Annotated in this window: 19 protein-coding genes, 1 pseudogene and 1 other annotated feature; of the genes and pseudogenes, 3 read left to right on the top strand and 17 right to left on the bottom strand. The window is 43.3% G+C overall.

Going from position 1 to position 23,379, the window contains the following annotated elements; translation table 11 throughout:
* Positions 1-12: 12 nt before the first annotated feature.
* Genes dgoD through LIZ66_RS06600 form a run of 3 tightly spaced genes read right to left on the bottom strand, consistent with a single transcriptional unit; the run spans position 13 to position 2,874 of the window.
* Positions 13-1,179, bottom strand: a complete 1,167-nt coding sequence (gene dgoD, locus LIZ66_RS06590; protein WP_173769600.1) for a galactonate dehydratase — start codon at positions 1,177-1,179, stop codon at positions 13-15.
* Between the two features lie 17 nt (positions 1,180-1,196).
* The gene (locus LIZ66_RS06595; protein ID WP_173769599.1) at positions 1,197-2,219 is read right to left on the bottom strand and encodes a sugar kinase; all 1,023 of its coding nucleotides are present in this window, start codon (positions 2,217-2,219) and stop codon (positions 1,197-1,199) included.
* The gene (locus LIZ66_RS06600; RefSeq protein ID WP_173769598.1) at positions 2,212-2,874 is read right to left on the bottom strand and encodes a bifunctional 4-hydroxy-2-oxoglutarate aldolase/2-dehydro-3-deoxy-phosphogluconate aldolase; all 663 of its coding nucleotides are present in this window, start codon (positions 2,872-2,874) and stop codon (positions 2,212-2,214) included. Before LIZ66_RS06600 ends, LIZ66_RS06595 begins: the two co-directional genes overlap by 8 nt.
* Positions 2,875-3,257: 383 nt before the next feature.
* Here LIZ66_RS06600 and LIZ66_RS06605 point away from each other — a divergent pair, with 383 nt between their 5' ends.
* Positions 3,258-4,055: an IclR family transcriptional regulator gene (locus LIZ66_RS06605; protein ID WP_215661097.1), complete on the top strand. Its 798-nt coding sequence runs from the start codon at positions 3,258-3,260 to the stop codon at positions 4,053-4,055.
* A gap of 229 nt (positions 4,056-4,284) precedes the next feature.
* Here the strand turns inward: LIZ66_RS06605 and LIZ66_RS06610 are convergent, their stop codons facing one another.
* The 3 genes from LIZ66_RS06610 to LIZ66_RS06620 form a co-directional block, all read right to left on the bottom strand.
* On the bottom strand, positions 4,285-5,199 hold the full coding sequence (locus LIZ66_RS06610) for an IS3 family transposase (RefSeq protein ID WP_226837689.1): 915 nt from the start codon (positions 5,197-5,199) through the stop codon (positions 4,285-4,287).
* On the bottom strand, positions 5,177-5,479 hold the full coding sequence (locus LIZ66_RS06615) for a transposase (protein ID WP_226837690.1): 303 nt from the start codon (positions 5,477-5,479) through the stop codon (positions 5,177-5,179). Before LIZ66_RS06615 ends, LIZ66_RS06610 begins: the two co-directional genes overlap by 23 nt.
* A gap of 77 nt (positions 5,480-5,556) precedes the next feature.
* Positions 5,557-5,757: a YdbC family protein gene (locus tag LIZ66_RS06620; protein WP_226837691.1), complete on the bottom strand. Its 201-nt coding sequence runs from the start codon at positions 5,755-5,757 to the stop codon at positions 5,557-5,559.
* Between the two features lie 703 nt (positions 5,758-6,460).
* Here LIZ66_RS06620 and LIZ66_RS06625 point away from each other — a divergent pair.
* Complete coding sequence (locus LIZ66_RS06625; protein WP_148461260.1) at positions 6,461-6,961, top strand: QueT transporter family protein; 501 nt, start codon at positions 6,461-6,463, stop codon at positions 6,959-6,961.
* 198 nt (positions 6,962-7,159) lie between these two features.
* The gene (gene sstT, locus LIZ66_RS06630; protein ID WP_227200688.1) at positions 7,160-8,383 is read left to right on the top strand and encodes a serine/threonine transporter SstT; all 1,224 of its coding nucleotides are present in this window, start codon (positions 7,160-7,162) and stop codon (positions 8,381-8,383) included.
* On the opposite strand, the pseudogene LIZ66_RS19880 reads toward sstT, so the two are convergent.
* The 11 genes and pseudogenes from LIZ66_RS19880 to LIZ66_RS06680 all read right to left on the bottom strand — a co-directional run.
* Positions 8,380-8,463, bottom strand: a pseudogene (locus LIZ66_RS19880) (hypothetical protein); the annotation flags it as partial. The gene sstT and the pseudogene LIZ66_RS19880 sit on opposite strands and share 4 nt — an antisense overlap.
* A 13-nt stretch (positions 8,464-8,476) precedes the next feature.
* Positions 8,477-9,199, bottom strand: coding sequence for a SigB/SigF/SigG family RNA polymerase sigma factor (locus LIZ66_RS06635; RefSeq protein ID WP_227200689.1), 723 nt, complete (start codon positions 9,197-9,199; stop codon positions 8,477-8,479).
* Between the two features lie 12 nt (positions 9,200-9,211).
* Positions 9,212-9,637: an anti-sigma F factor gene (gene spoIIAB, locus LIZ66_RS06640; protein WP_118583239.1), complete on the bottom strand. Its 426-nt coding sequence runs from the start codon at positions 9,635-9,637 to the stop codon at positions 9,212-9,214.
* Positions 9,637-9,981: an STAS domain-containing protein gene (locus LIZ66_RS06645; RefSeq protein WP_148461256.1), complete on the bottom strand. Its 345-nt coding sequence runs from the start codon at positions 9,979-9,981 to the stop codon at positions 9,637-9,639. Before LIZ66_RS06645 ends, spoIIAB begins: the two co-directional genes overlap by 1 nt.
* Positions 9,982-10,104: 123 nt before the next feature.
* Entirely contained in the window at positions 10,105-11,469 is a 1,365-nt protein-coding gene (locus LIZ66_RS06650; protein WP_173769593.1) for a tetratricopeptide repeat protein, read from the bottom strand.
* A gap of 15 nt (positions 11,470-11,484) precedes the next feature.
* Positions 11,485-11,637: a hypothetical protein gene (locus tag LIZ66_RS06655; RefSeq protein WP_021925740.1), complete on the bottom strand. Its 153-nt coding sequence runs from the start codon at positions 11,635-11,637 to the stop codon at positions 11,485-11,487.
* A 67-nt stretch (positions 11,638-11,704) separates the two neighbouring features.
* Entirely contained in the window at positions 11,705-12,997 is a 1,293-nt protein-coding gene (locus LIZ66_RS06660; RefSeq protein ID WP_173735234.1) for a bifunctional folylpolyglutamate synthase/dihydrofolate synthase, read from the bottom strand.
* 373 nt (positions 12,998-13,370) lie between these two features.
* Positions 13,371-15,383 carry an LTA synthase family protein gene (locus LIZ66_RS06665; RefSeq protein WP_173718784.1) on the bottom strand — a complete coding sequence of 671 codons (2,013 nt, stop codon included), beginning with the start codon at positions 15,381-15,383 and terminating at the stop codon, positions 13,371-13,373.
* A 14-nt stretch (positions 15,384-15,397) separates the two neighbouring features.
* The gene (locus tag LIZ66_RS06670) at positions 15,398-18,049 is read right to left on the bottom strand and encodes a valine--tRNA ligase (protein ID WP_118583247.1); all 2,652 of its coding nucleotides are present in this window, start codon (positions 18,047-18,049) and stop codon (positions 15,398-15,400) included.
* Positions 18,050-18,087: 38 nt separating this feature from the next.
* Positions 18,088-18,369: a binding site (T-box leader), on the bottom strand.
* A gap of 143 nt (positions 18,370-18,512) precedes the next feature.
* A complete protein-coding gene (locus tag LIZ66_RS06675; protein WP_226837695.1) occupies positions 18,513-22,583 on the bottom strand; it encodes an ABC transporter permease in 4,071 nt (1,356 codons plus the stop codon).
* Positions 22,584-22,590: 7 nt separating this feature from the next.
* Complete coding sequence (locus tag LIZ66_RS06680; protein WP_264467157.1) at positions 22,591-23,307, bottom strand: ABC transporter ATP-binding protein; 717 nt, start codon at positions 23,305-23,307, stop codon at positions 22,591-22,593.
* Positions 23,308-23,379 lie beyond the last annotated feature (72 nt).

Below are 23,379 nucleotides of genomic sequence, written 5' to 3' on the forward strand. Positions count from 1 at the left end.
ATTTTCTCCTCCTTACCACTGCGCAAAGGAATTGTCATCTTTGAAAAATGCTGTCGGGGTTCCCCATCTTCCATCATAGGAATTTTCTTTTATACCATCTTCATCAACTTCCACTCCTAATCCAGGTCCCTGTGGAATCTCAATATAACCATCCACAATTTCAAAAGGTTTCTTAAGATAAACTGCTCCGAGATCCCAGCCCTCTTCCATAGTTGGATGTTCCTGTGCAGTAAAGTTTGGTATAACGGTATCAATCTGTAAGCACGCTGCCAAAGCCAGCGGTCCCAATGGATTGTGAGGGGCAAGAGAGCAATAATAATTTTCTCCCATTGCTGCAATTTTCATCACCTGCGAAATACCGCCTGCGTGACACACATCCGGCTGCAATACTGTTGCTGCCTGTTTTTCCAATACTTCCCGGTATTCAAAAGTTGTAAATTTACGTTCACCTGTTGCAATTGGAATTGTAGTCATTCTTGCAATTTTTGCCATAACATCTACATTTTCTGGAAGCACCGGTTCTTCAATAAACATTAAACCATATGGCTCTAATTCCCTACAAAGCCATGGTGCCATAGCCGGAGAAACTCTTCCATGAAAATCTACTGCAAGATCAATATCATCACCGATTGCTTCTCTGATTTTCGCAATTCGTTCTACAAAACGTGTTACCATGGCAGGTGTTTCAATGTGGCGGTATGGGCAAAGGAAAGGAGTTTTTAAAGATTTGAAGCCTTTTTTTACCTTTATCTTCGCATTTTCTACTAGAAGATCTCTGCACTCCTGCTCATCTCTTTCTGTATAGTCAATATTGCCGCAAATATGTGCATACATACGAATTCTGTCTCTGGATTTTCCACCGAGCAACTGCCATACCGGAACATTCAACCATTTTCCTTTAATATCCCAGAGAGCCTGTTCAATACCACTGATAGCGCTGTAAACTGCTCCTCCTGCACGATAAAAGCCACTTGCATACATAACTTTGTACAGATATTCAATATTTCTTGGATCCTGTCCAATAATGATATCCTTCAATGAATCAACAGCGGCTGCAGTTACAAGGTTATATCCTTCCAGATCACATTCTCCCCAACCTATAATTCCTTCATCAGTAGTTACTTTTACAAAAATCCATCTTGGCTTTACATGAAAAGTCTCAACACCTGTAATTTTCATTTTTCTATCTCCTTATTTTATCTTTGAACAAATCCTTTGTTTCCATTCTGAATCAGAAGGTTTACATCTTCTATCGTACTTAAATTGTAATCATATTCAATGGTATGCTTCAGGCAAGATGCCGCGGTGGCAAATTCAATAGTTTTCTTTGGATCATACCCACTAGCCAGAGAATAGATCAGCGCACCTGCAAAAGAATCACCACCGCCCAGCCTATCAACAATTTCAAACTTATAATCAGCAGAATAATAAGCTTCTCCATTTGTATAAAGCATACCACTCCAACCATTTACACTAGCGGAAATGCTTGTCCGCAAAGTAGCTGCAACTATTTTGCAACCAAACCTATCTGCCACCTGTTCAGCTACGCTTCTGCAGTTTTCTTTTCGATGTTCCTCTGTGCCTTCATCTTCATATTTTCCATGAATACCTAATACGTCTTTTGCCTGTCCTTCATTAATTAGGCACACATCAACGTATTTCAGTAATTCTGTCATTACTTTTCCTGCTGCTTCTTTCGTCCACAACTTTTCTCTGTAATTGATATCACAGCAAACTGTTATGTTTTTCTTTTTACATACCTTCAAAGCATCTTTACAGATTTCTACGCATTCACCTCCAAGTGCGGGGGTAATTCCTGTGAAATGAAACCAGCTGGCTCCTTCTAGTATTTTTTCCCAGTCAAAATCAGATCTTTTTGCCAGAGAAATTGAAGAATTCTGGCGGTCATACAAAACCTTTACCGGTCTTTGGGAAACGCCCTTTTCTACAAAATAAGTTCCAAGTCTTGGACCGCCGTAAACAATTTTATTTACTTCTACGCCATATTTTCGTAATTCCATTGCAGCTCTTTTTCCTAATACATTTTCCGGAAGTTTAGTTACAAAATCCACATCCATTCCAAAGTTTGCAATGGATACAGCTGCATTTGCTTCCCCGCCTGCAAATGAAATATTCAAGGACGGAGCCTGTAGCAATTCCATATATCCATCCGGATTCAGCCGCATCATAATTTCTCCAAATGTCACTACTCTACTCATGCGTTCCTCCATGCAGTTTTTCGATAGTCAGTCTCGCTGCTTCTGTTATTTTTTCAAACTCACCGGATTCAACCCATTTTTTGTTTGCAATTTCTCCTCCAATTCCAGCTCCTGCTGCTCCAGCTTCCATATATGCATCAATATTTTTATAACTGATACCACCTACCACCATAAGTGGAATGTAATTCAAGGGGCCTTTGAGAGCTTTCAAATATTCAGGTCCTAACGACACGGCTGGAAACACTTTTACATAATCGGCACCGTTCTTCGCTGCTTCCGCAATCTCTGTCGCAGAAAAAGCTCCGGGAATAGATACCATTCCCAATTTTACAGTTTCCTGAATAACTTGAGGATTCATATCCGGAGAAATAATATAATTTGCCCCGGCTGTTTTCGCCATTTTAAGCTGTTCGAGGGTCATTACAGTTCCGGCTCCGCACAAGAATTTGCCTCCATAACGGGCCACTGTTTCTGAAATATTACAACATGTTTCTTCCCATTTTTCCGGAGACTTCTGATCAAAAGTGAATTCTACCAAACGGATTCCACCTTTCCAGAGAGCTTCAATCAGCTTCTCTCTGTCTATTCCATAAATTCCTCTTACGATAACAATAATTTTATTTTCTTTTATCTGTTGGATAATCTGGTCTCGCAAGCTTTTCTCCTCCTTCCTACAAAATAAGGTTTCATATCTACTAGATTTCTTATATTTAGTATTTTTGCACCTCTGAGTATAAGAGTTCGTCCAAAGTTATTCTTTTATATAATTTATTTATATTGATCTTTTGTTTCATTCTTTAAAACAACGTTTTATTCTTTGAACTTCTTGTCTATAATATACTATTACCGATTATATTTGTCAACAGTTAATTACTTTTTTGTGAACTTTCTATTGTTCTCTCACTCTTGTTTTGTGTATTATTTACAATTCTCTTTATACTCAGAAATAAATATTCTATTATTTTTGTTTTACTTATTGAAACTAACCGAAATATCCGCTAATATAATTAATAAAGAAGATAGTTTAGGAGAATAATTATGGAGCAAACAAATGTTCGTCTTGTAGATCGTGTATTAGACGTGATGGAAACTCTGGCCAGATATCCAAACGGAGTTACCATTGCCACACTCACTGCTGAAACCGGTATTCACAAATCAACCATATATCGCCTACTTACAACTTTGGTTAATCGCGGATATGTTATTAAAGACCAAGAAGGCAGTACATATCGTATGACTTTACGCACCTACCGAATTGGAAGCAGTGCTGTTCCCAGTTTTGATTTGTTAGATCTGTCAAAAAATACATTGCGAGAACTTTGCCGCGTAAGTCGCGAAGCTGTTCACCTTGCAATTCCAGATGGAGCTACCATAGTATATCTTTTTAAAGAAGTATCATCTGAAAATGTCCTCAGAATTTCTTCCCGGACAGGTTCTTATAATTATATGTATTATACAGGACTCGGAAAAGCCCTAATGGCATGCATGTCTTCCGAAGAAGTAGAAGCTATTTGGAAAAATTCAGAAATACAAAAATTCACTCCAAACACTATTACAGATTTCCACATACTACTAAAAGAGCTGGAAGAAACTCGTAAGCGTGGATATGCCGTTGATAATGAAGAGCACGAAATGGGAATTGGCTGTATTGCTGATGTAATTCGAGATGCAGATAATAGAGCTGTAGCAGCTATTAGTATTTCCACGTTAACTGTACGAATGGATGAAAATTTTCTTATCAGAACAATCCCTCTTTTGCATAAAACTGCACAGACGATTTCTGCTATGTTGGGATATGTTCCATCGGAAGAGCACCCACAACTGATTTATCAATGAATTCACGTTTCTTCCCAAAAGTAAATAAAATACATTAGCTAACAAAAAAATCACTATACTCCTTACACTTGATGAGTATAGTGATTTTTTTATAGTGTGTTTTTTATTTATAGAATTTTCAAAAGTTTCAATTATTATTTTCCAAGAGCTTTTCCCAAAACTGCATATAATTCTTCCTGGTCCTATGTCAAGATTTAGTACAAGTTAAAATGAGAAATTTCTCCCCATTTTAACCTGCCAGAAGCTCAGCCTCAGTGTGTGTTCTTTCAGACACTCGTTCGAATTCGTTTGGCGACATATAGTTGCAATGGCTATGAATTCGTTTCGTATTGTAGAAAGCTTCCAGATATTCAAAAATCAACTGGTATGCCTGCTTATAGTCGCGAATTTTAAAGCGATTGAGCCATTCACGTTTGATAATAGAATGAAAAGATTCAATGCATGCATTATCCCACGGAAAAGCTTTCTTCGAATAACTGCGCTGCATATTTTCGGTTGCTTTTTTATATTCCTTTGCAACATATTGGCTGCCACGATCCGAATGGATAATTAATGGTTGATCGATATTTCGGCGAGCTTTGGCTTTGTTTATAGTATCAATCACGCAAGATACTTCCAGTGTTTCTGAAAGCGTCCAGGCTATGATTTTTCTGGAAAATAAATCCATAACACTGGTCAGATAGACAAATCCATCTATTGTCCAGATGTAGGTAATATCCGAACACCAGACTGCATTCGGGCGATCAGGATTAAATTGCTCATCAAGGATATTTTGTAATTCAGTGCTGAAATCGGAATCTTTTGTGGTGATCGTCCATGGTTTGCTCCACTGAGCACGGATTCCCATTTGGCGCATATATGTACCAACGGTTCTTTCCGAAATGACTTCACCAGTTTTTCGAAGTTCTACAGTGATTTTCGGAGCACCGTAGTTCTGCTTGGAATCATCATAAATATCCTGTATTTTTGCTTTTACAGCTTTACGACGTTTTTCTGTATCAGAAGGTACGTGGTGGATCCATGCAAGATATCCTGAGCGAGAGACACCTAAAAATTTCAACATTCCGGAGACGGAAACCCGGCGTCCAGCCTTTTTGGCAGCTTCCGTCTTCTCAGACACTTCAAGATAAATGGCTTCCGTCATTTTCCCAGAATGTTGATTGCTTTTTTAACACATCAAGTGCATCTTGGGCATCACGTAATTCACGTCTGAGACGGGCAATTTCCTTCTGCTCATCAGATGCATAATTACCAGAACCACGAACAGGAATATCACCTGATTCTCGGAAGTCTTTCAGCCATTTTGTTAATGTGCTGTATCCGATGCCAAGATTTTCTGCACATCCACGTACTCCGAGATCTTTGTGATCCTGATAGTACTGGACTGCATCAAGTTTAAATTGTTTGTCATGTTGCTTTGCCATATGAGATCCTCCTTCAGCATGCCTCTATTGTATCATGCTTATGTGTATTTGGAATTTCTCATTTTGGCTTGTACTATTTATATTCTAGCACCATCCACTTCTTCCTGTGATAGGGTAATTCCCTTACTCATCTTTTCATGTTCCGGAGCCCAATCCCTGATATCGTATTTTGGAGTTGCTCCATTCCAGGAAATCCTATTAATTTCTTTTCTCCACCCTTTAGCATTCTCAGAAAGAACTCCGATTTCTTCTACAATATCATATTTAATGTCTGCCATTTTTCCTTCACCTCACAAATTTCTCGATCTATGCTAATAACTAACCATAACATCGTAAACCATATTATCACCACAGATCTTGCTTTTTCTGTTGTGTAGTATAGCATAAGCTCTTTTGATTTGCAAAATATATACACAAAAAAACAATTCAAAATGTCACAATACAACTCTTTTAATCTAAATCAAAAACAAGGAACACTCCAAACTCACGAGTGTTCCCTACGTTATTTTGTATCAGAACTCTTTGCTTATTTTAGTGGGCCATTTGGTGGGCCATTTTTTTATAAACTATGCAAATTTATAAAGTCTTACATCTTATCCAAAAGTCCGCTAAACGCCCTAGCTATCAGCATTTAACGCCCTTCGACATTTTGCAGGAGAATACCTGAAAAAAGGCTGTAAATTACGATACCTAATTTCATTGCTTCTGCCTATTCTCCATCAATTTCCGATAAAAAAGTGTCGAAGACACTTTTTTTATATTATCGTTACTATAAATCAACCACTTATGCAAAATGGGGTACAAATTGGGTACGACCACATTTCCCCTTGCATTCCTTTCCCAAATGTGCTATACTCATGCCCGTTGAAAAGCCCGTAAAAATAAGGTCTTAAGCGGCTTTTCCGCCGATTCCCGGCGCAAAATGAATCGAGTGTTCGTGACCTTCCACTCGTAAAACAAAACTAAAGGAGACAAATGAATATGAAAAACAAGAGTACCCTGTTTCTGGTGCAGGCAGCGCTGATTGCGGCTGTCTATGTTGTACTGACACTGGTGTTTGCACCGTTTAGCTATGGAGAAATCCAGGTTCGAATTTCCGAAGCCCTGACCATTCTTCCATTCTTCACACCAGCTGCCATTCCTGGTCTTTTTGTAGGCTGCATCCTTGCCAACCTGCTTGGCGGTGCAATTCCTCTGGATATTGCATTCGGAAGCATCGCAACCCTCATCGGAGCTGTATTTACTTACAAACTTCGTAACAGCAACAAATGGCTGGCACCAGTTCCACCAATCGTAGCCAATGCAGTTCTGGTTCCATTCGTACTTCGTTACGGCTATTCCGTCAATCTTCCGATTCCACTTATGATGCTTACGGTAGGTGCCGGAGAGATCATTTCCTGCGGAATCTTTGGAATGGTACTTCTCACTGCACTTTCCAAGTACAAGAATACACTGTTTGGCAAACAGGCTGCTGCTAAATAATTTTTTTAATTTGCAAACCCGGGTAAGAGGTTTTTATGCTCCTCCTTACCCGGATTTTTTTCTCTATTTTTTCTTTTTTTCAAAAAAGTCTCTCATTTTCATTAATTTCATCATATATTTTATTGCGAATCCTCCCTGCATACTATATAATTAATTAATCTTTTATCAAATTAAAGAGGGAAAGAGGTAAAGAAACAAATGAAAAATTTATGGAACAAATGGACCGGGATTGCACTGGTGAAACGAATCGTCGTCGGTCTGATTCTTGGTGCCATCCTTGGAGTTGCAGCCCCCGGTGCAACCAGCATTGCCATCCTTGGTGATGTATTTGTAGGTGCCCTGAAAGCTATCGCACCCCTTCTGGTATTCTTTCTGGTTCTCAGTTCACTGTGCAACGCAGGAAAATCCCATGGCGGCGTTATCAAAACAGTAGTTGCCCTTTACATGTTCAGCACTGTACTGGCAGCTGTGATCGCCGTTTTCGCCAGCATGATTTTCCCTGTACAGCTGACACTTACCAATGCAGCCGCAGCCGCCAATGCCCCACAGGGTATTGTGGAGGTCCTCAGCAACCTTCTTCTGAATATTGTTGCCAACCCGGTATCTTCCCTGGTGAATGCAAACTATGTAGGTATCCTTACCTGGGCCATTCTTCTTGGACTTGCCCTTCGTACAGCAAATGACACCACAAAAAAAGTCCTTGCTGACATTGCAGACGGAACATCCCTGGTAGTCAGCTGGATCATCAACCTGGCACCCTTCGGAATCTTCGGTCTGGTATTTAACACCGTATCCACCAACGGATTAGACATTTTCACTACCTATGGAAGACTACTGCTGCTGTTGGTAGGCAGCATGCTTTTCATCTACTTTGTAACAAACCCGCTTCTGGTTTACTGGTGTATCCGCAAGAATCCATATCCGCTGATTCTGCACTGCCTGAAAAAAAGTGCCATCACCGCATTCTTCACCAGAAGTTCTGCTGCCAATATTCCAGTAAATATGAAAGCCTGTGAGGAGATGGGGCTCGACCGTGACACCTATTCCGTAACCATTCCTCTTGGTGCAACCATCAACATGGACGGAGCTGCTATCACCATCACCGTTATGACAATGGCAACTGCTTTTACCCTTGGAATCCACGTTGATTTCCCAACTGCCATCATCCTCAGCCTTCTTGCAGCCCTTTCTGCATGTGGTGCTTCTGGTGTTGCCGGCGGATCCCTCCTTCTGATTCCTATGGCCTGCTCCCTTTTCGGAATTTCTGACGACATTTCCATGCAGGTTGTAGCCGTAGGCTTTATTATCGGAGTTATCCAGGACTCAGTTGAGACAGCCCTTAACTCATCTTCTGACCTGCTTCTCTCTGCTTCTGCAGAGTTCAGACAGTGGCGTCTGGAAGGAAAAGAGATTAAATTCTAACACCCAATAATGCTCTGGAAAATATGAGAAAATACTTTGCTTTTTTCTCCTTTTCCAGAGCGTGTTTGAAAAAGGCTCTCTGCAAAATGTGCATCACAATTTGTGGGAGATTTCTCTCAGCTTCTTCAATATCCTTTTCTCCATCCTGGAAATCTGAACCTGGGACATTCCCATTTTTTTTGCAACCTCTGTCTGTGTCATATCCTGAAAATACCGAAATACAATCAGTCTTTTCTCCTCTCTTTCCAATTTTTCCAGAATTTCCTCCAGAAAAATCCGATTCAAAAGCTTTTCATGGCGATCCTCTTTTTCCGGAAGCCTGTCCACAAGCTGCAAATCCGTTCCATCTCCCTGATACACAATCTTGTAAATAGAATCCACCTCTGCAGCCGATTCCAGCGTCATCGCCAATTCTTCCATCGGCATATCCATAGCATCTGAAAGTTCTCTTAGATCCGGCTCACGGCCTAACTTTTTCTCCAGTTCCTCCCTCATTTTACAGATCTTATATTGATTCTCTTTTATGGAGCGGCTCACCTTCAGAATTCCATCATCCCTAAGAAACCGCTTAATCTCTCCAATGATCATTGGTACTGCATAAGTAGAAAACTTCACATCAAATTCAGGATTGAAATGATCTACAGCCTTCAAAAGCCCGATGCTTCCAATTTGAAAAAGGTCCTCCATTTCCACCCCTCTCCCCAGAAAACGCCTGGCAACACTATACACCAGTCCCATATTTTCCGAAAACAAAGTATCTCTTGCCTCTTTATCTCCCTGGTGAATGCGCCCAATGAGAGCAAGAGTGTGATCCATGCTTCCTCCTGATCAATTACCGATTTTTTTGCTCATATGCACACAGGTTCCTTTTCCAACCTGTGAGGTGACTTTAACCTCATCCATAAATGCTTCCATAAAAGTAAACCCCATTCCTGACCTGTCCTGATCAGCGCGGGTCGTATATAAGGGCTCCATTGCTTTTTCCACATCTGCAATCCCTATGCCATCATCCTCAATATCCAGATAAATTGTTCTCTCTTTTCTGACACACTTCATCCGTATCTTATGTACCTCGCCTTGATAGCCATGAATGATACAGTTGGTTACAGCCTCTGACACAGCCGTTTTCAAATCTGCTACTTCCTCCAGTGTGGGGTTCAGCTGGGTGCAAAATGCCGCAGCAGCTACCCTTGCCAACCCTTCATTCTCCGGACGGCTGTCAAAAATAATGGTCATTTCGTTGGAATTTCCCATCAGACTCCCCTCCCTTCCAGCTGCATCTCATTTTCTGTTCTTTCCAGTTCCAGAAATTTACTCACACCTGAAAGCCGCAGCAATTTTTCAATATATCCGCTTACATGGCAGGCCTTCATGCAGCCAGAACGCATCCCCAGAGCCCGGTATCTCCCCATGATCAAACCTACGCCCGAACTGTCCATAAAAACAGTATTTCCAAAGTCAAAACAAATGGTTCTGATATATATTTTTCCCATAATCCTGTCTGATTCTCTCCGGATCAGCTCAGAAGCCGGATGATCCAGTTCCTCAGGCAGTTTAATATTCAGACAGGTTCCCGTAGTTTCAAAAACAGGTTTCATAAATAAAATCCCCCTTTTTTACTCTATTTTGACTCTCTGCACAGGAAAAAGAAAAAGAGATGTGCAGGTCTATCCCGCACATCCCCGGTTCAGAGGTTTCTCATTATTGTAATTCAGAAATTTTTATTCATAATACTGAAAATCACCATTTTCATCATAATATCCGTTTTCGTCGCTGTAATCAGAATATCCGGATTCATCATACCCACTGTCACCAGATGCATTATTGTAAGAACTGTCATAACCAGAGGAATCCGTTTCAGAGCCTTCTGTTGTATTGTCAGTTCCATCATTGCTTTCGGAATCAGAGGAATCTTCGCTGCCCTCAGACTTACTGTCTTCCGTGATTCCAGACACACCAGTAGCTGAACAGATGGTATTATAAATTCCCATTACATCATCTCCCAGCTGATCTTCATAAACCTTCTGGATTTCCAACGCAGCTGCATCATACTCATTCTGTGTATAAGCTGCATACGCATTCAGAAGTGCCTGATAACTGGTGCTCTTCTTCTGCTCGGCATCAAGCTGCTGGGTGATTTCCTCTGCCACATCTCCGGATTCCTTCGCCTCACCCTGGGCTTTGGAAAGCTCCGCACCCTGGCTGACCAGAGACTCGCTGTACTTTACAATCTGTTGATTGGCTTCTCTGTAAATCCCCTGCTTGATAGCCGGAACTGCCAGAAACCAAAATGCAGCCGCACCTGCTGCCACACCCGCCATAAGTGTCACAAACAGTGAAATTCTGGAATTTTCCCTGTAAACTGCCGGCTGTACCACAGTACTTCTGGAAATCTCATCCGAACCTTCTGTCTTGCCCTTGGCACCAAAAAGTCCTTTTTTCTGTTTCTCAAGTCTGGTCGTTACACCGGTTCTCTCATCTACTTCACGAAGAAAACGTAATGTAGTTGTATTGGTCTTGTCAATACGAGCCGCCTTTTTTAAGGTTCTTCTTGCCTTGCCCCAGTCATGATTCTTCATATAGATCAGCGCCAGCAGATGATAACCTTTGATCAGCTTGGTATTCTGGTTCAGAATTTTGCGAAGCTGAATGGCAGCCATATCCTCATGGCCTTCCCTGCAAAGAGCCAGGGCATTATTATATTTTCTTATTGTCTCATTAATAGCATCCAGTTTATTCGAATTCGCCTGAAGACGATTAATATATTCATTCGCAATATTCCGGGTAGGCTGCAGATTCTTACTGATCACCCACTCGCTAAGAGCAGCAACCACCTCTCCCATTTCAAAATACACAAGACCCAGAAGATTTCTCGCCTGGATATTTCTCTTGTTAAAGGTAAGGCTCTGCTTCAGACAGTTAACGGCTCCTGAAAGGTCCCGGATACTGGCCTTCTCCAAGCCCTGATTGTAATAAAGTTTGGATAGATACTCCACCTTTTTCTGGATCAGGACGTTGCACCCGCAATGAGGACAGTAATCCAGATCCTTATCAGCCAGGAACGCGCCGCAATTCATACAGTTCATTAAGTATCTCCTATTCTATTTCATCCTGCGTCCGCTTTTGGACTCCCTGAGCATTTCCTGAAGAATGTCCAGAATATCCGTCAGCTCTCTATCGTAAATAGCCTCTTCTGCGTCTGTCACATCCAGACAGGGCTCAAATTTCTTCAGTTCCTCTTCGTAATCGATCATAAAATTCCTCCACAGACTCCTGAAAAATCAACCAGAAATCCCATGTTTTCTTTTTTCTGCAGACAATTTACTTTTTCAACAAGAGTGTCTTAATCTCTCCCACCAGGTAAAGAGAACCCACGCAGAACAGCATTCCGTCCTCTCCTTTGGCCTCGTGCGCCATATGAAAAGCTTCTTCAATATTATCAGAGTTTCCAACATCCTTACAGCCTTCTTTGCAAAAGATCTCTGCCAGCTCCGCAGACGGCACCTCACGGTATCCCCCAACCTCTGTGGTCACAACTTTACGGAATTTTATCCTGCTGCAAATTGTATGGATCATATCCTGGTAATCCTTATCATTCACAGCAGAAAATAAAAGTGTCAGCGGATACTCCTTCTGAAACCGCTCTGCAGTCTCCACAAACCTGCGCACGCCATCCTCATTATGTGCACCATCCACGATCACGCCCGGCAAAATGGTCTCCATTCTGCCCTGCCATCTGGTATTTGCAATTCCTGCCTGCAGCTGTTCCATGGTCACCGGAATCCTGTCTTTCAGCACTTCCATAGTTGTAAGCGCCAGAGATGCGTTCATCACCTGATACCATGCAATAAAAGGAATATGGAACCTGGTATCCCCATAATAATCGTCCTCCAGGGAAAAATCAATGCCATCTTTATTATTTCCCAGTACCTTTGCTCCAGCCTGAATTACTTTATAAGCCGGACTTCCAAGCTCCTTTGCCTTCGCAGCGATCACTTCTGCCGCATCCTTGTCATTTCCATCATAGATTACAGGAACTCCCGGAACAATGATTCCAGCCTTCTCCCCTGCAATCTCTCTTACCGTATTTCCCAAAAACTGCATATGATCCAGACTGATAGATGTGATCACGCAAGCCACAGGATTCTCTACCGCTGTAGTCGCATCCAGCCTTCCGCCAAGCCCGGTTTCCAAAGTCACATAGTCCACCCCTGCCTCTGCAAAGATCACCATTCCCATAAGAAACAGCATCTCAAAATAAGTAGGATGGTAACTACCTTCAGCCACAAGCTCGTCCGCCAGCACTTTCACTCTCTCAAAAGCTTTCAAAAAGGTGTCATCATCAATATTCACCTCATTGATCTGAAACCGCTCGTTGATCTTCACCAGATGGGGAGACGTAAACAGACCGCAGGAATACCCTGCCTCCCTGAGAATAGATGTGAGAAACGCACAGGTACTCCCCTTTCCATTCGTTCCCGCAACATGTATCACCTTAAACTTCTCCTGTGGATTCCCCAGTCTCCTCAAACATTCCTTCGTATGCTCCAGACTGTTCTTTTTGGTAAACTTCGGAGTCTCCTCAATATAAGCAACCGCTTCCTCGTAATTCATAATCTAAACCACCATTTATCTATCGTATTTCGTCCGTAACTTCTCATGCTCATAGTAAGCCTGGCAGAATACTGCCTTCTGAATCGTTACATTACTCTACCATTATATAATAGTCACACCAGAAGTCCACCCCTAATCGTAACTTTTTATCCGACAAACCTCGCACAGAAGAAATCAGAGAGGTTCCGAAAAAATCTCATACGGCAGAATTTGGGGTTAAAAAAGGAGAGGACACAGTCTGAGCTCCAGCGGAGCAAATTTGTCCTCTCCTTTCTTCGGTTTCAGCAAAATTCTGATGTTTTTAATTTTTTTGGGCCGCACACCGCGCTCAGAGCAGACCTGATGAGACCAGGTGCCCAGCCGGGAAACGTTCCTATCGGGAATTCACCTTCCACTGACTATCATACAATGCATAAACCGCTCTGTCAAAGCTCTTACTAAGAGCCTTCCTCGTCGAACTGTTACTTCTCTGTACAACTGCCAGTCTGTCAAAATCCGACAGCTCCGTACCCGAGATCACCAGCATGTTCGGACTTACATATGCCGTATCATACCACTCTCCATTCAGCTTCACCTGACTGGACGGGGTGAAATTCGTGCCTTGGATATAATAAGTCCAATCTGTATCCGACACTAACCGAATGGAATCTAAGGTCACATCATAAAGTCCCATCCGCATCTTTGTTCTCTCAAAAGGATTTTCTCCTCCATAAGCATATCGCTGACCGTACAGCACATCATACTGCAGTGTCTCCAGATCGACCTGATAATTCTTGGTATTTCTTCTTGCCTGATGATATTTCATGATCGTACCCTCATGAATACCAACTCTGTCCAGAACCTCTGCTGCGATCTGATAAGAAGCCAGATTCTCATCCTTCTTGGTAAGTCCCATATTATCCCAGATTACATACTCCGTCTGGAAAAGATACTTATTTTTCAGATCCTCCACAGTCAGTCCCATAGTCGGCAGATGATCCCCATACATAACCAGGATCACATCCTCCGGATAGTCTGCCAAAGCATCTGTTAACTCTTTCACAAACTGATCCATCTCATGAATCTGATTCACATAGTACTCCCATTTACAATTCAGCTCATCCGTAGGAGAACCGGAAACTGTAATAGAAGGATTGTCCAGAATGGGCTCGCTTGGATAATCACCATGTCCCTGCACGGAAATGGTATACACATAATCCGGACTGTCAGTAGAATCCAGACACTTAATGATCTCATCCGTCAACACACTGTCTTTTACCCATCCAAGAGGATTCTGCAGGTTCTCATCTGCCATATACTCTTCAGAAGTAAAGGTGTCAAATCCCAGATTGGGGAAAACAGACCTTCTTCCATAGAAGTTGGCTTCATTATTATGTACCGCATGTGTAGAATACCCCAGATTTTTCAGAACATAGGGCACACTTTCGCAGGTAGTCTCCTTAAGAATACTCTTATAAGGATATTCACCTGGTCCAAAATAGTGAAGACTCATACCTGTAATGGTCTCAAATTCCGTATTTGCCGTACCAGCTCCAACAGAAGGAACCTTGTAATATCCGGAAGAATACTCTTTCATCAGCTTCCTGAAGTTCGGGATTGGATCTTCAGAAATATCCAGGTAATTTACCAGTGTCGGGTCAAAGAAAGACTCAAGCTGAAGGAACAGAATATTCGGTCTCTTTCCATCCTCCTTGGTCTTTGGAAGATTGGACTCTGTCTTCTCGATCCGGTTAATCTCATCCTCAGAATAATCCCTCGGCTCACTGATGCCTGTATTAAAAATAGTAGTCGCCAGACAATAAGGATAACCATAATCCTCATAAGCAAACGCAATATTGCCAAAATAATTAGACAAAACCCTTTTTTCAAGAGCCAGCTGTGTCACGCCTCCAAAAGCCACAAAACCAGCAATTACCAGCGGAATCACATACCGGTACTTAATCTTCTGCTCATATTTCGGTCCCTTGACCAGTAGGATCAAAAGCCCCAGCACCACAATTCCGATCAAAATACATCCGATCACCACACCATAAAACGGCAGATATTTCTGCATGATCGCAATACCATCCGTCAGCATATGCAGATCCGGTCCGGTAAATGGTGTAACACGGTTCATCAGAAGAATACAGTTTACGATTCCCAGAAACAGCCAGAAAACGGAAACCACAACTCTCCAAAAGCACCGCCTGTGAAACAGATAAACGATCAGCATTGTAGTAAAAATAAACATCGTATTATAAGCAAATACCAACGGTTTTCCCGTCATATAATCCCAGGCCTCCACTACAGAATGGCGGCACAGTGCCTCTATAAGGAAATAGAGCACTGCGCACCAGAGTGCCTGGAGAATCAGGGAAATCTTATTGCAAAATTTGCTCAGCTTCATGCAAAATCTCCTTTTTATCTCTTAAGCTGCTCAAGCTGTGTTTCAACCTTATCTTTCATCTCTTTGTACTTCGCAAGCTTCTCCTTCTCTGCATCAACCTTGGCAGCAGGAGCCTTATTTACGAAATTTGGATTATTCAGCATTCCCTCACAGCGGGCGATTTCCTTAGTCAGTCTCTCCTGCTCCTTTGTCAGTCTCTCAAGTTCTTTTTCCTTGTCAACAAGGTCTTCCAGAGGCATATAAACAACTGCATTGGAAACAACAACAGAAACTGCATCCTCACCGATACCAGTCTTATCCTGCTGAACATGGATTTCTTTTGCAAAAGCAAGATTTGCAAAGGATTTCTTGCTGTTCTCATACATCTGACAGATAGCAGCATCTTTTCCAACAATGATCAGATGTGTTTTTCTGTTCTGCGGAACATTCATGCTGGTTCTTGTGTTACGGATGCCACGGACAACTTCCTGGAAACTTCCGATTGCAAGCTCAGCCTCAGGAGAATTCCACTCGTCCTTATATACCGGCCAGTCAGAGATCATTATGGACTCTTCCTCCGGAAGCAGTGTGCAATAAATTTCCTCTGTGATAAATGGCATAAACGGATGAAGCAGCTTCAGTCCCTGGGTCAGCGCTGTGCGAAGTGTCCAGAGAGCCTCGTTTGCCGCCTTTGGATCCTCTTCTGCCTTCCACAGACGAACCTTGGCGATCTCAATGTACCAGTCGCAAAGCTCATCCCACAGGAAATCATAGATCTTCTGAACCGCAATACCCAGCTCATATTTTTCCATATTGTCGGTTACTTCTTTGATCACATTGTTCAGTCTGGAAAGGATCCATTTGTCCTCAGCGCAAAGAGAACCAATCTCCGGCTCCGTTACATCCTTTCCTTCCAGATTCATAAGAACGAAACGAGAAGCATTCCAGATCTTATTTGCAAAGTTACGGCTGGATTCTACACGCTCCCAGTAGAAACGCATATCGTTTCCAGGTGCATTACCAGTCATCAGAGTAAGACGAAGAGCATCTGCGCCGTACTTGTCGATTACTTCCAGCGGGTCAATACCATTTCCAAGGGATTTACTCATCTTGCGGCCCTGGGAATCTCTTACCAGACCATGGATCAGTACATGATGGAACGGTGTCTTGCCAGTCTGCTCAAGAGCAGAGAATACCATACGGATAACCCAGAAGAAAATAATGTCATATCCGGTTACCAGCACATCTGTTGGATAGAAGTACTCCAGTTCCGGTGTCTTATCCGGCCAGCCAAGTGTGGAGAATGGCCACAGAGCAGAGCTGAACCAGGTATCCAGCGTATCCTCGTCCTGATGAAGATGCGTGCATCCGCATTTCGGACATTTTTCCGGCATTTCTCTTGCAACTACAGTCTCACCGCACTCATCGCAGTAGTAAGCCGGGATTCTGTGTCCCCACCACAGCTGACGGGAAATACACCAGTCACGGATGTTCTCCAGCCAGTGAAGGTAAGTCTTGTCAAAACGCTCCGGGACGAATTTCAGATCTCCATCCTCAAGAGTCTTGATAGCAGCTTTGGCCATTTCGTCCATCTTTACAAACCACTGAGGCTTGATCATCGGCTCTACAGTTGCATGGCAGCGGTCATGAGTTCCAACGCTGTGATTGTGCGGAACAACCTTTACCAGAAGACCAAGCTTGTCCAGATCCTCTACCATGGCTTTTCTTGCTTCGTAACGATCCATGCCGGCGTATTTACCACCCAGCTCATTGATGGTAGCATCATCATTCATGATGTTAATTTCCGGAAGGTTGTGTCTCTTTCCAACCTCGAAATCGTTAGGGTCATGTGCCGGTGTGATCTTTACGCATCCGGTACCAAATTCTTTATCAACATACTCATCGGCAATAACCGGGATCTCTCTGTCTGTGAGAGGAAGCTTCAGCATTTTGCCAACAATGTCTTTGTAACGGTCATCATCCGGGTTTACTGCAACTGCAGTATCTCCAAGAAGTGTTTCCGGACGTGTTGTTGCAATTTCCACGAATTTTCCTTCTTCTCCAACAACCGGGTAATTGATGTGCCAGAAAAATCCGTCCTGATCCTCATGCTCAACCTCTGCATCGGAAATGGAAGTCTGGCATACCGGACACCAGTTGATGATACGGGAACCTTTGTAGATGTAGCCTTTTTCATATAACTTGATGAAGACTTCCTGTACAGCCTTGGAGCATCCCTCATCCATGGTGAAGCGTTCTCGCTCCCAGTCTGCAGAAGCACCAAGCTTCTTCAGCTGGTTGATAATTTTTCCGCCGTACTCTTCTTTCCACTCCCAGGCATATTCCAGGAATTTCTCACGACCGATTTCTGCCTTGTCGATGCCTTCTTTTTTCAGTTTCTCAGTAACCTTAACCTCTGTAGCAATAGCTGCATGGTCAGTTCCCGGCTGCCACAGTGCTTCGTAGCCCTGCATTCTCTTGAAACGGATGAGAATGTCCTGCATAGTTTCATCAAGTGCATGTCCCATATGCAGCTGTCCGGTTACGTTTGGCGGCGGCATAACAATGGTAAATGGTTTCTTATCCGGGTTTACTTTTGCATGAAAATATCCGTTGTCCATCCATTTCTGGTAAAGACGTTCCTCGATTCCTTTTGGATCGTAGGTCTTTGCAAGTTCTTTGCTCATAATTTTCCTCCTAAAAAAAGAGCCCCTCACACAATTGTGTGAAGGGCGAAATTAACGCGGTACCACCTTCATTATGTGCAAAATGCAAAGTACTGTTTCCCTGAATTCATTTACAGTCTTCGCTCTGTTGTACACATATCTCTTTCCTGTAACGCTGGAATTGCGTGAAAACTTACTGCAGATATCACTGCCTGTTCAGTTTCCCGGCTCAGAAGCTACCTTCAGTGAATGCGGATCTCGAAATGTCTTCCACCACAGTTATCCCTGGACATTTCTCTCTGGGAGGGCATTTACTTACTCCTCTTCTTCAACGCTTTTCGCTGCAGCGGTCTGATCTCCTTGTAAATAGCCGGAAAAAGCCGCCACTTTTATGGATATAACTATAATTGCATTCTTCCGGCTTGTCAAGCTAATTTCAAAATTTCACAATTACACCGCTCAGACAGTGTTTTCTCAATATTTTTTATTCCACACTCTTTAAGGATTCCACCATATCAATGGTTTTCAGCTTAAAATGCATCACCCCATTCACCACAATGGAAAATATGCTTGTCAGAATTCCACTGTATAAAAAGCTCAGCGGCTTAATATTTCGTCCAAACATAACTGCATCTACCTCAACCGTAGTAATCACATACCTGTGAATGAGAATTCCAAACACTGCTCCAAACATAATTCCAAGCACTGTCAGGATCACGTTTTCCCGAAGCACATACTGGGAGACCTCTCCGTCATAGAAGCCAAGCACCTTCAAAGTTGCCAGTTCCCTCTGTCTTTCTGTAATATTGATATTATTCAGATTATACAATACCACAAAAGCCAGCATTCCTGCGGAAACGATCAGCACCAGGATCACCGCATCCAGAGTGCTCAGCATACGGTCAACCTGTGATGCCAGACTACTGGTATAACTGATGCTGAGAGCACCAGGATTAGCAAGGATCCGGGTTCCTGCCATTTCCAGATCATCCTTACAGTCTTCCTGCATAGTAAACACAATGTTCTCATACTCCGGCATTTCCCCGAACGTCTGCTCATAAACCCTGGGCGTCATATAAAGGTAATGGCTCATATAATTCTCTGTGATCACAGCCACCCTCACCTTATATTCCTTATCTCCCTTTTTCAGGGGAATCATATCCCCCACCTTTAATCCCAGCAGGGATGCTGTTTTCTCGGAAATAGCAGCACCTTCGTCGGTAAGCTCATATGTTTCCCCGGTAATACGGTTCTTTAAGGTTACATCCCTTGCAAACTCACTCAGTCTCTCTGGCACAAACAGATAAATACTGATGTTGGAGCTGCCTTTCGGAGCACTGATCTTCGTCATCTGTACCCGATTGCAATGGGCGATTTGCTCATTTTCCTTCATGTATTCAAACAGCTCTGCATGTTCTTCCTCTGTAGCATCGCTGTCCTCAATCACCATTCCGTCATAATGCTGAAGCTCCCGGTACTGAATAGCGGCAATATCACTGATGGAATCCTGAATCCCAAAGCCAACCAGCATCAGTCCCATGCTTCCTGCAATTCCAAAGACCGTCATGATCAGGCGCTTCTTGTAACGGAAAAGATTTCGAATTGTGGACTTCCAGGAAAAGCTTAAATGCTTCCATATAAATGTGAGCCGCTCCAGCAATACCCGCTTGCCCTCTTTCGGAGCCGGTGGGCGCATAAGAGAGGCCGGTGTCTCCTGCAGCTCCTTTCCACTTGCAAAAAGAGTCGCTCCAACTGTACATACAACAGAGGCTGTGGAAGCGATCAATGCGAAGCCAGGCTGATAATCAATGGAAATGGTATTTGCCACATTGTGATACATAATCCCATAAGCAGTTATAATAATGTATGGAATGATTTTCTCTCCGATCAGCATTCCCAGCACACTGCCAAGAAGAGTTGCAAAAAATGCATAACAGATATATTTTGCTGCAATAGCAGACTTCTTATATCCCAATGCCTTCAAGGTACCGATCTGGGTTCGCTGCTCCTCCACCATACGAGTCATAGTGGTAAGACTGATCAATGCCGCTACCAGGAAAAAGATGACCGGGAAAACCTGACCGATGTTTCGAAGACGGTCTGCATTATCACCGTAATCCGTATATTCCGGAAGCTCCTCCCTATCTGTGACCATCCACTCCGGCATTTCCAGATCTTCCAGTTCCTTTTTCGCATCATCCAGCTTCTGCTGATTCTCGGCAATCTCATCCTCCGCATCTTTTTTGGCGTCTTCGTACTCTTTCTTTCCATCTGCAAGGTCTTTCTCACCTTTTTTCAAGTCTTTAACCGCATCCTGAAGCTTTTTCTCATTGTCTGTAATCTCTTTTTCACCGTCTGCAAGCTTCTTCTCATTGTCTGCGATTTCTTTCTCACCATCGGCAAGCTTCGCCTCATTTTCTGCAATTTCTTGCTCTCCGGAAGTAAGCTTTGCCTCATTTTCCGCGATTTGCCGGGCACCGGAATTATACTGTTCCAGACCGGAAGCATACTGCGCTTCACTGTCATTCAGCTTTGCCACATTGGCATCCAATTCCGCCTGTCCGGCAGCCAGGGTCTCTGCATTGGAATCAATTTCTTTCTGGGCTTTATTCAGTTTTTTCTTTGCTGCCTTTAACTGCTTCTGACCTTTTTCCAGTTCCTGTTCCCCTGCCTCTATCTCAGCTTTCGAAGCAGCAAGAGTATTCTCCTGTTCCTGAATCTGAATCCATCCGGCGTCAATCTCTGCCTGACCTGCTGTTATCTGTTCCCGTCCAGCATTCAGCTCGCTTTCTTTCTGAGAAAGCTGGGAAAGTCCATCCTCGACTGCTGCAAGCCCGCTTTCCAACTCACTTCTGGTCGCTGCAAGCTGCTGCCGCTGACTCTCAATCTGCGCTTCACTTGCCTGAATCTGCTGGCTTACCGCCGCCTCCTGTTCTTCCAGTGCAGACACCTGAGCTGCCAGAATATCTATTTCCTCCTGGGAAACATCCGGATTTTCCAGTGCTGCGTTGTAACTTGCGCGTACTATCTCAAGCTGACTCTGCAGCTCCGTCAGCTGAGCTTTTGCACTTTCCAAAGCACTTATTCCATCCTGAAGCTGTGCTTCTCCTGCTGATACCTGGGAAAGTCCATCTGTAATCTGCTGCTTCTGGGCATTTAACTGGGTTCTGGTACTTTCGATCTGCTGCTGTCCGGCAGTGATCTCCGCTTTTGACTGATCCAGTTCACTTTGCTTTGTTGTCAAAGTCTGCTTTGCGGCTTCTAACTGCTGTTCGCCTGCCTCAAGCTGGGCTTTTCCATCTGCAAGTTTCGCTTTATTTTCATCTAAAGTCTTCTGATTTTCCTCTAATTCTGCCAGACCACTGGTTACCTGCTTCTGCGCAGAATCAAGCTGAGCCTGTCCGTCAGCAAGCTGGGCTTTTGCAGCACTTACCTGACTCCATCCATCATCCAGCTGGCTTCTGGCCGTGTCGAGCTGGCTTTTGCTGGAGGAAAGCTGATTCTTGGCAGATTCCAGCTGACTTTTTCCATCAGCAAGCTGCGCTTTCGCATCTTCTAACTGGTTTTTCCCATCAGCAAGCTCTGTCTTCGCATCTTCCAGCTGTTTTTTTCCATCGGCAAGCTCTGTTTTTGCGTCTTCTAACTGGGATTTTCCATCTTCATACTCTTGCCTTCCGTCTTCTAAATCCTTTTCACCTTTATCTAATTCTTCTTTTGCGTCAGCGAGTTTTTCATCTGCCTCTTTTTTCCCATCGTCCAGCTTCTTCTGGGCATCATCGATTTCCTCCTGTGCATCTGCCTTCACAGATGCAAGGCGGATCTGACAGCAATCATCTGCTATGTTTTCAACACGGTCTTTGATCTTGGCGATCAGATTCTCATAACCGTCTGTATAACTTGTAAGGCCCTTTGCACCATGAACGGTCACATAAATCTGCGTATAAATTTCCTGGTCAAAATCTTCCGGGAGCACATATCCAAATCCATTGACTTCACCAGTTCCAAGGGTGGTATTTCCTCTATTAAAGGAAATATAAAGAGGACTTCTTCCAGTTCCCACTACCGTATATTCTGTGGTCACAAGAACGAGGGAATCTCCTTCTTCAAGCAAAGCCACCTTATCTCCTACCTTATATTCATTGGAAGAAGCAAATGTGCTATCCAGAAAAATCTCTCCACTTTTTTCCGGAAGGCGTCCCTCCTGCACATCCAGTTTATTCACTGTGTCATTTATGGATTCAATGTGAAGAACCTTCTGCTTCTGGCCTTCCCCGCACATCACATCGGTAGACCAGGCACCTTCTGCGGACTCGATGCCATCTATACTTTCTATGGAAGAAACATCATCAGATGTCAGGCCCATTGTGCCCACAACCTTGATATCCATCAGGCTGCTTTCGTCATAATAGGCATCTCCGGAATAGCGCATATCCGGCGAGGAAGCCTGAATACCGGAAAAGAAGGCCACTCCAAGAGCCACGATCAGAAGAATGGAGATAAACCTGGATTTGCTTTTTCGGATCTCCATCCAGAATTCTTTTCTTAATGCTTTCATCTCTCACCTACCACTCAATTTCTTCTACCGGGGTTGGATGGGCATTCAAAGTCATCTGTGCCACCTTGCCGTTTTTTATTTTAATCACGCGATCTGCCATAGGCGTCAATGCAGAGTTATGAGTGATAACCACTACTGTCATCCCCTTCTGGCGGCACATATCCTGTAAAAGCTTGAGAATCGCCTTACCAGTCTGGTAATCCAGAGCGCCTGTTGGCTCATCGCAAAGGAGCATCTTCGGATTCTTGGCAAGAGCTCTTGCAATGGAAACTCTCTGCTGTTCACCGCCTGATAACTGGGCAGGAAAATTTCCAAGTCTGTGTTTCAGACCCACCTCTTCCAAAACAGTTTTCGGATCCATGGGGTTCTTACAGATCTGTCCTGCCAGTTCTACGTTTTCCAAGGCTGTCAGATTGGGAACCAGATTATAAAACTGAAAAACAAATCCAATATCGTCCCTGCGGTAGCTGGTGAGCTGGCGGTTATTGTATTTCGCTATATTCCTTCCATCTACCCAGATCTGACCGCTGGTGGCAGTATCCATTCCGCCCAGAATATTCAGAACCGTAGTCTTGCCAGCACCACTGGGCCCTACGATCACGGCAAACTCGCCTTTAGCTATGTTAAAGCTGATCTCATCTACTGCGATTATTTTTACTTCTTTCGTTCCATAAATCTTAGAAACCTTTTCAAGGTGAATATAGTTTTCTGTGGTACCCTGCAATTTATCACACTCCTGTTTTTCAAATATATTTTAATTTTAGTATAGCATTGCAGGTTTTTTTGTTCAATCAGA

It is taken from the genome of Blautia faecis (assembly GCF_020554845.1).
GTDB classification, from domain to species: Bacteria; Bacillota; Clostridia; order Lachnospirales; family Lachnospiraceae; genus Blautia_A; species Blautia_A faecis.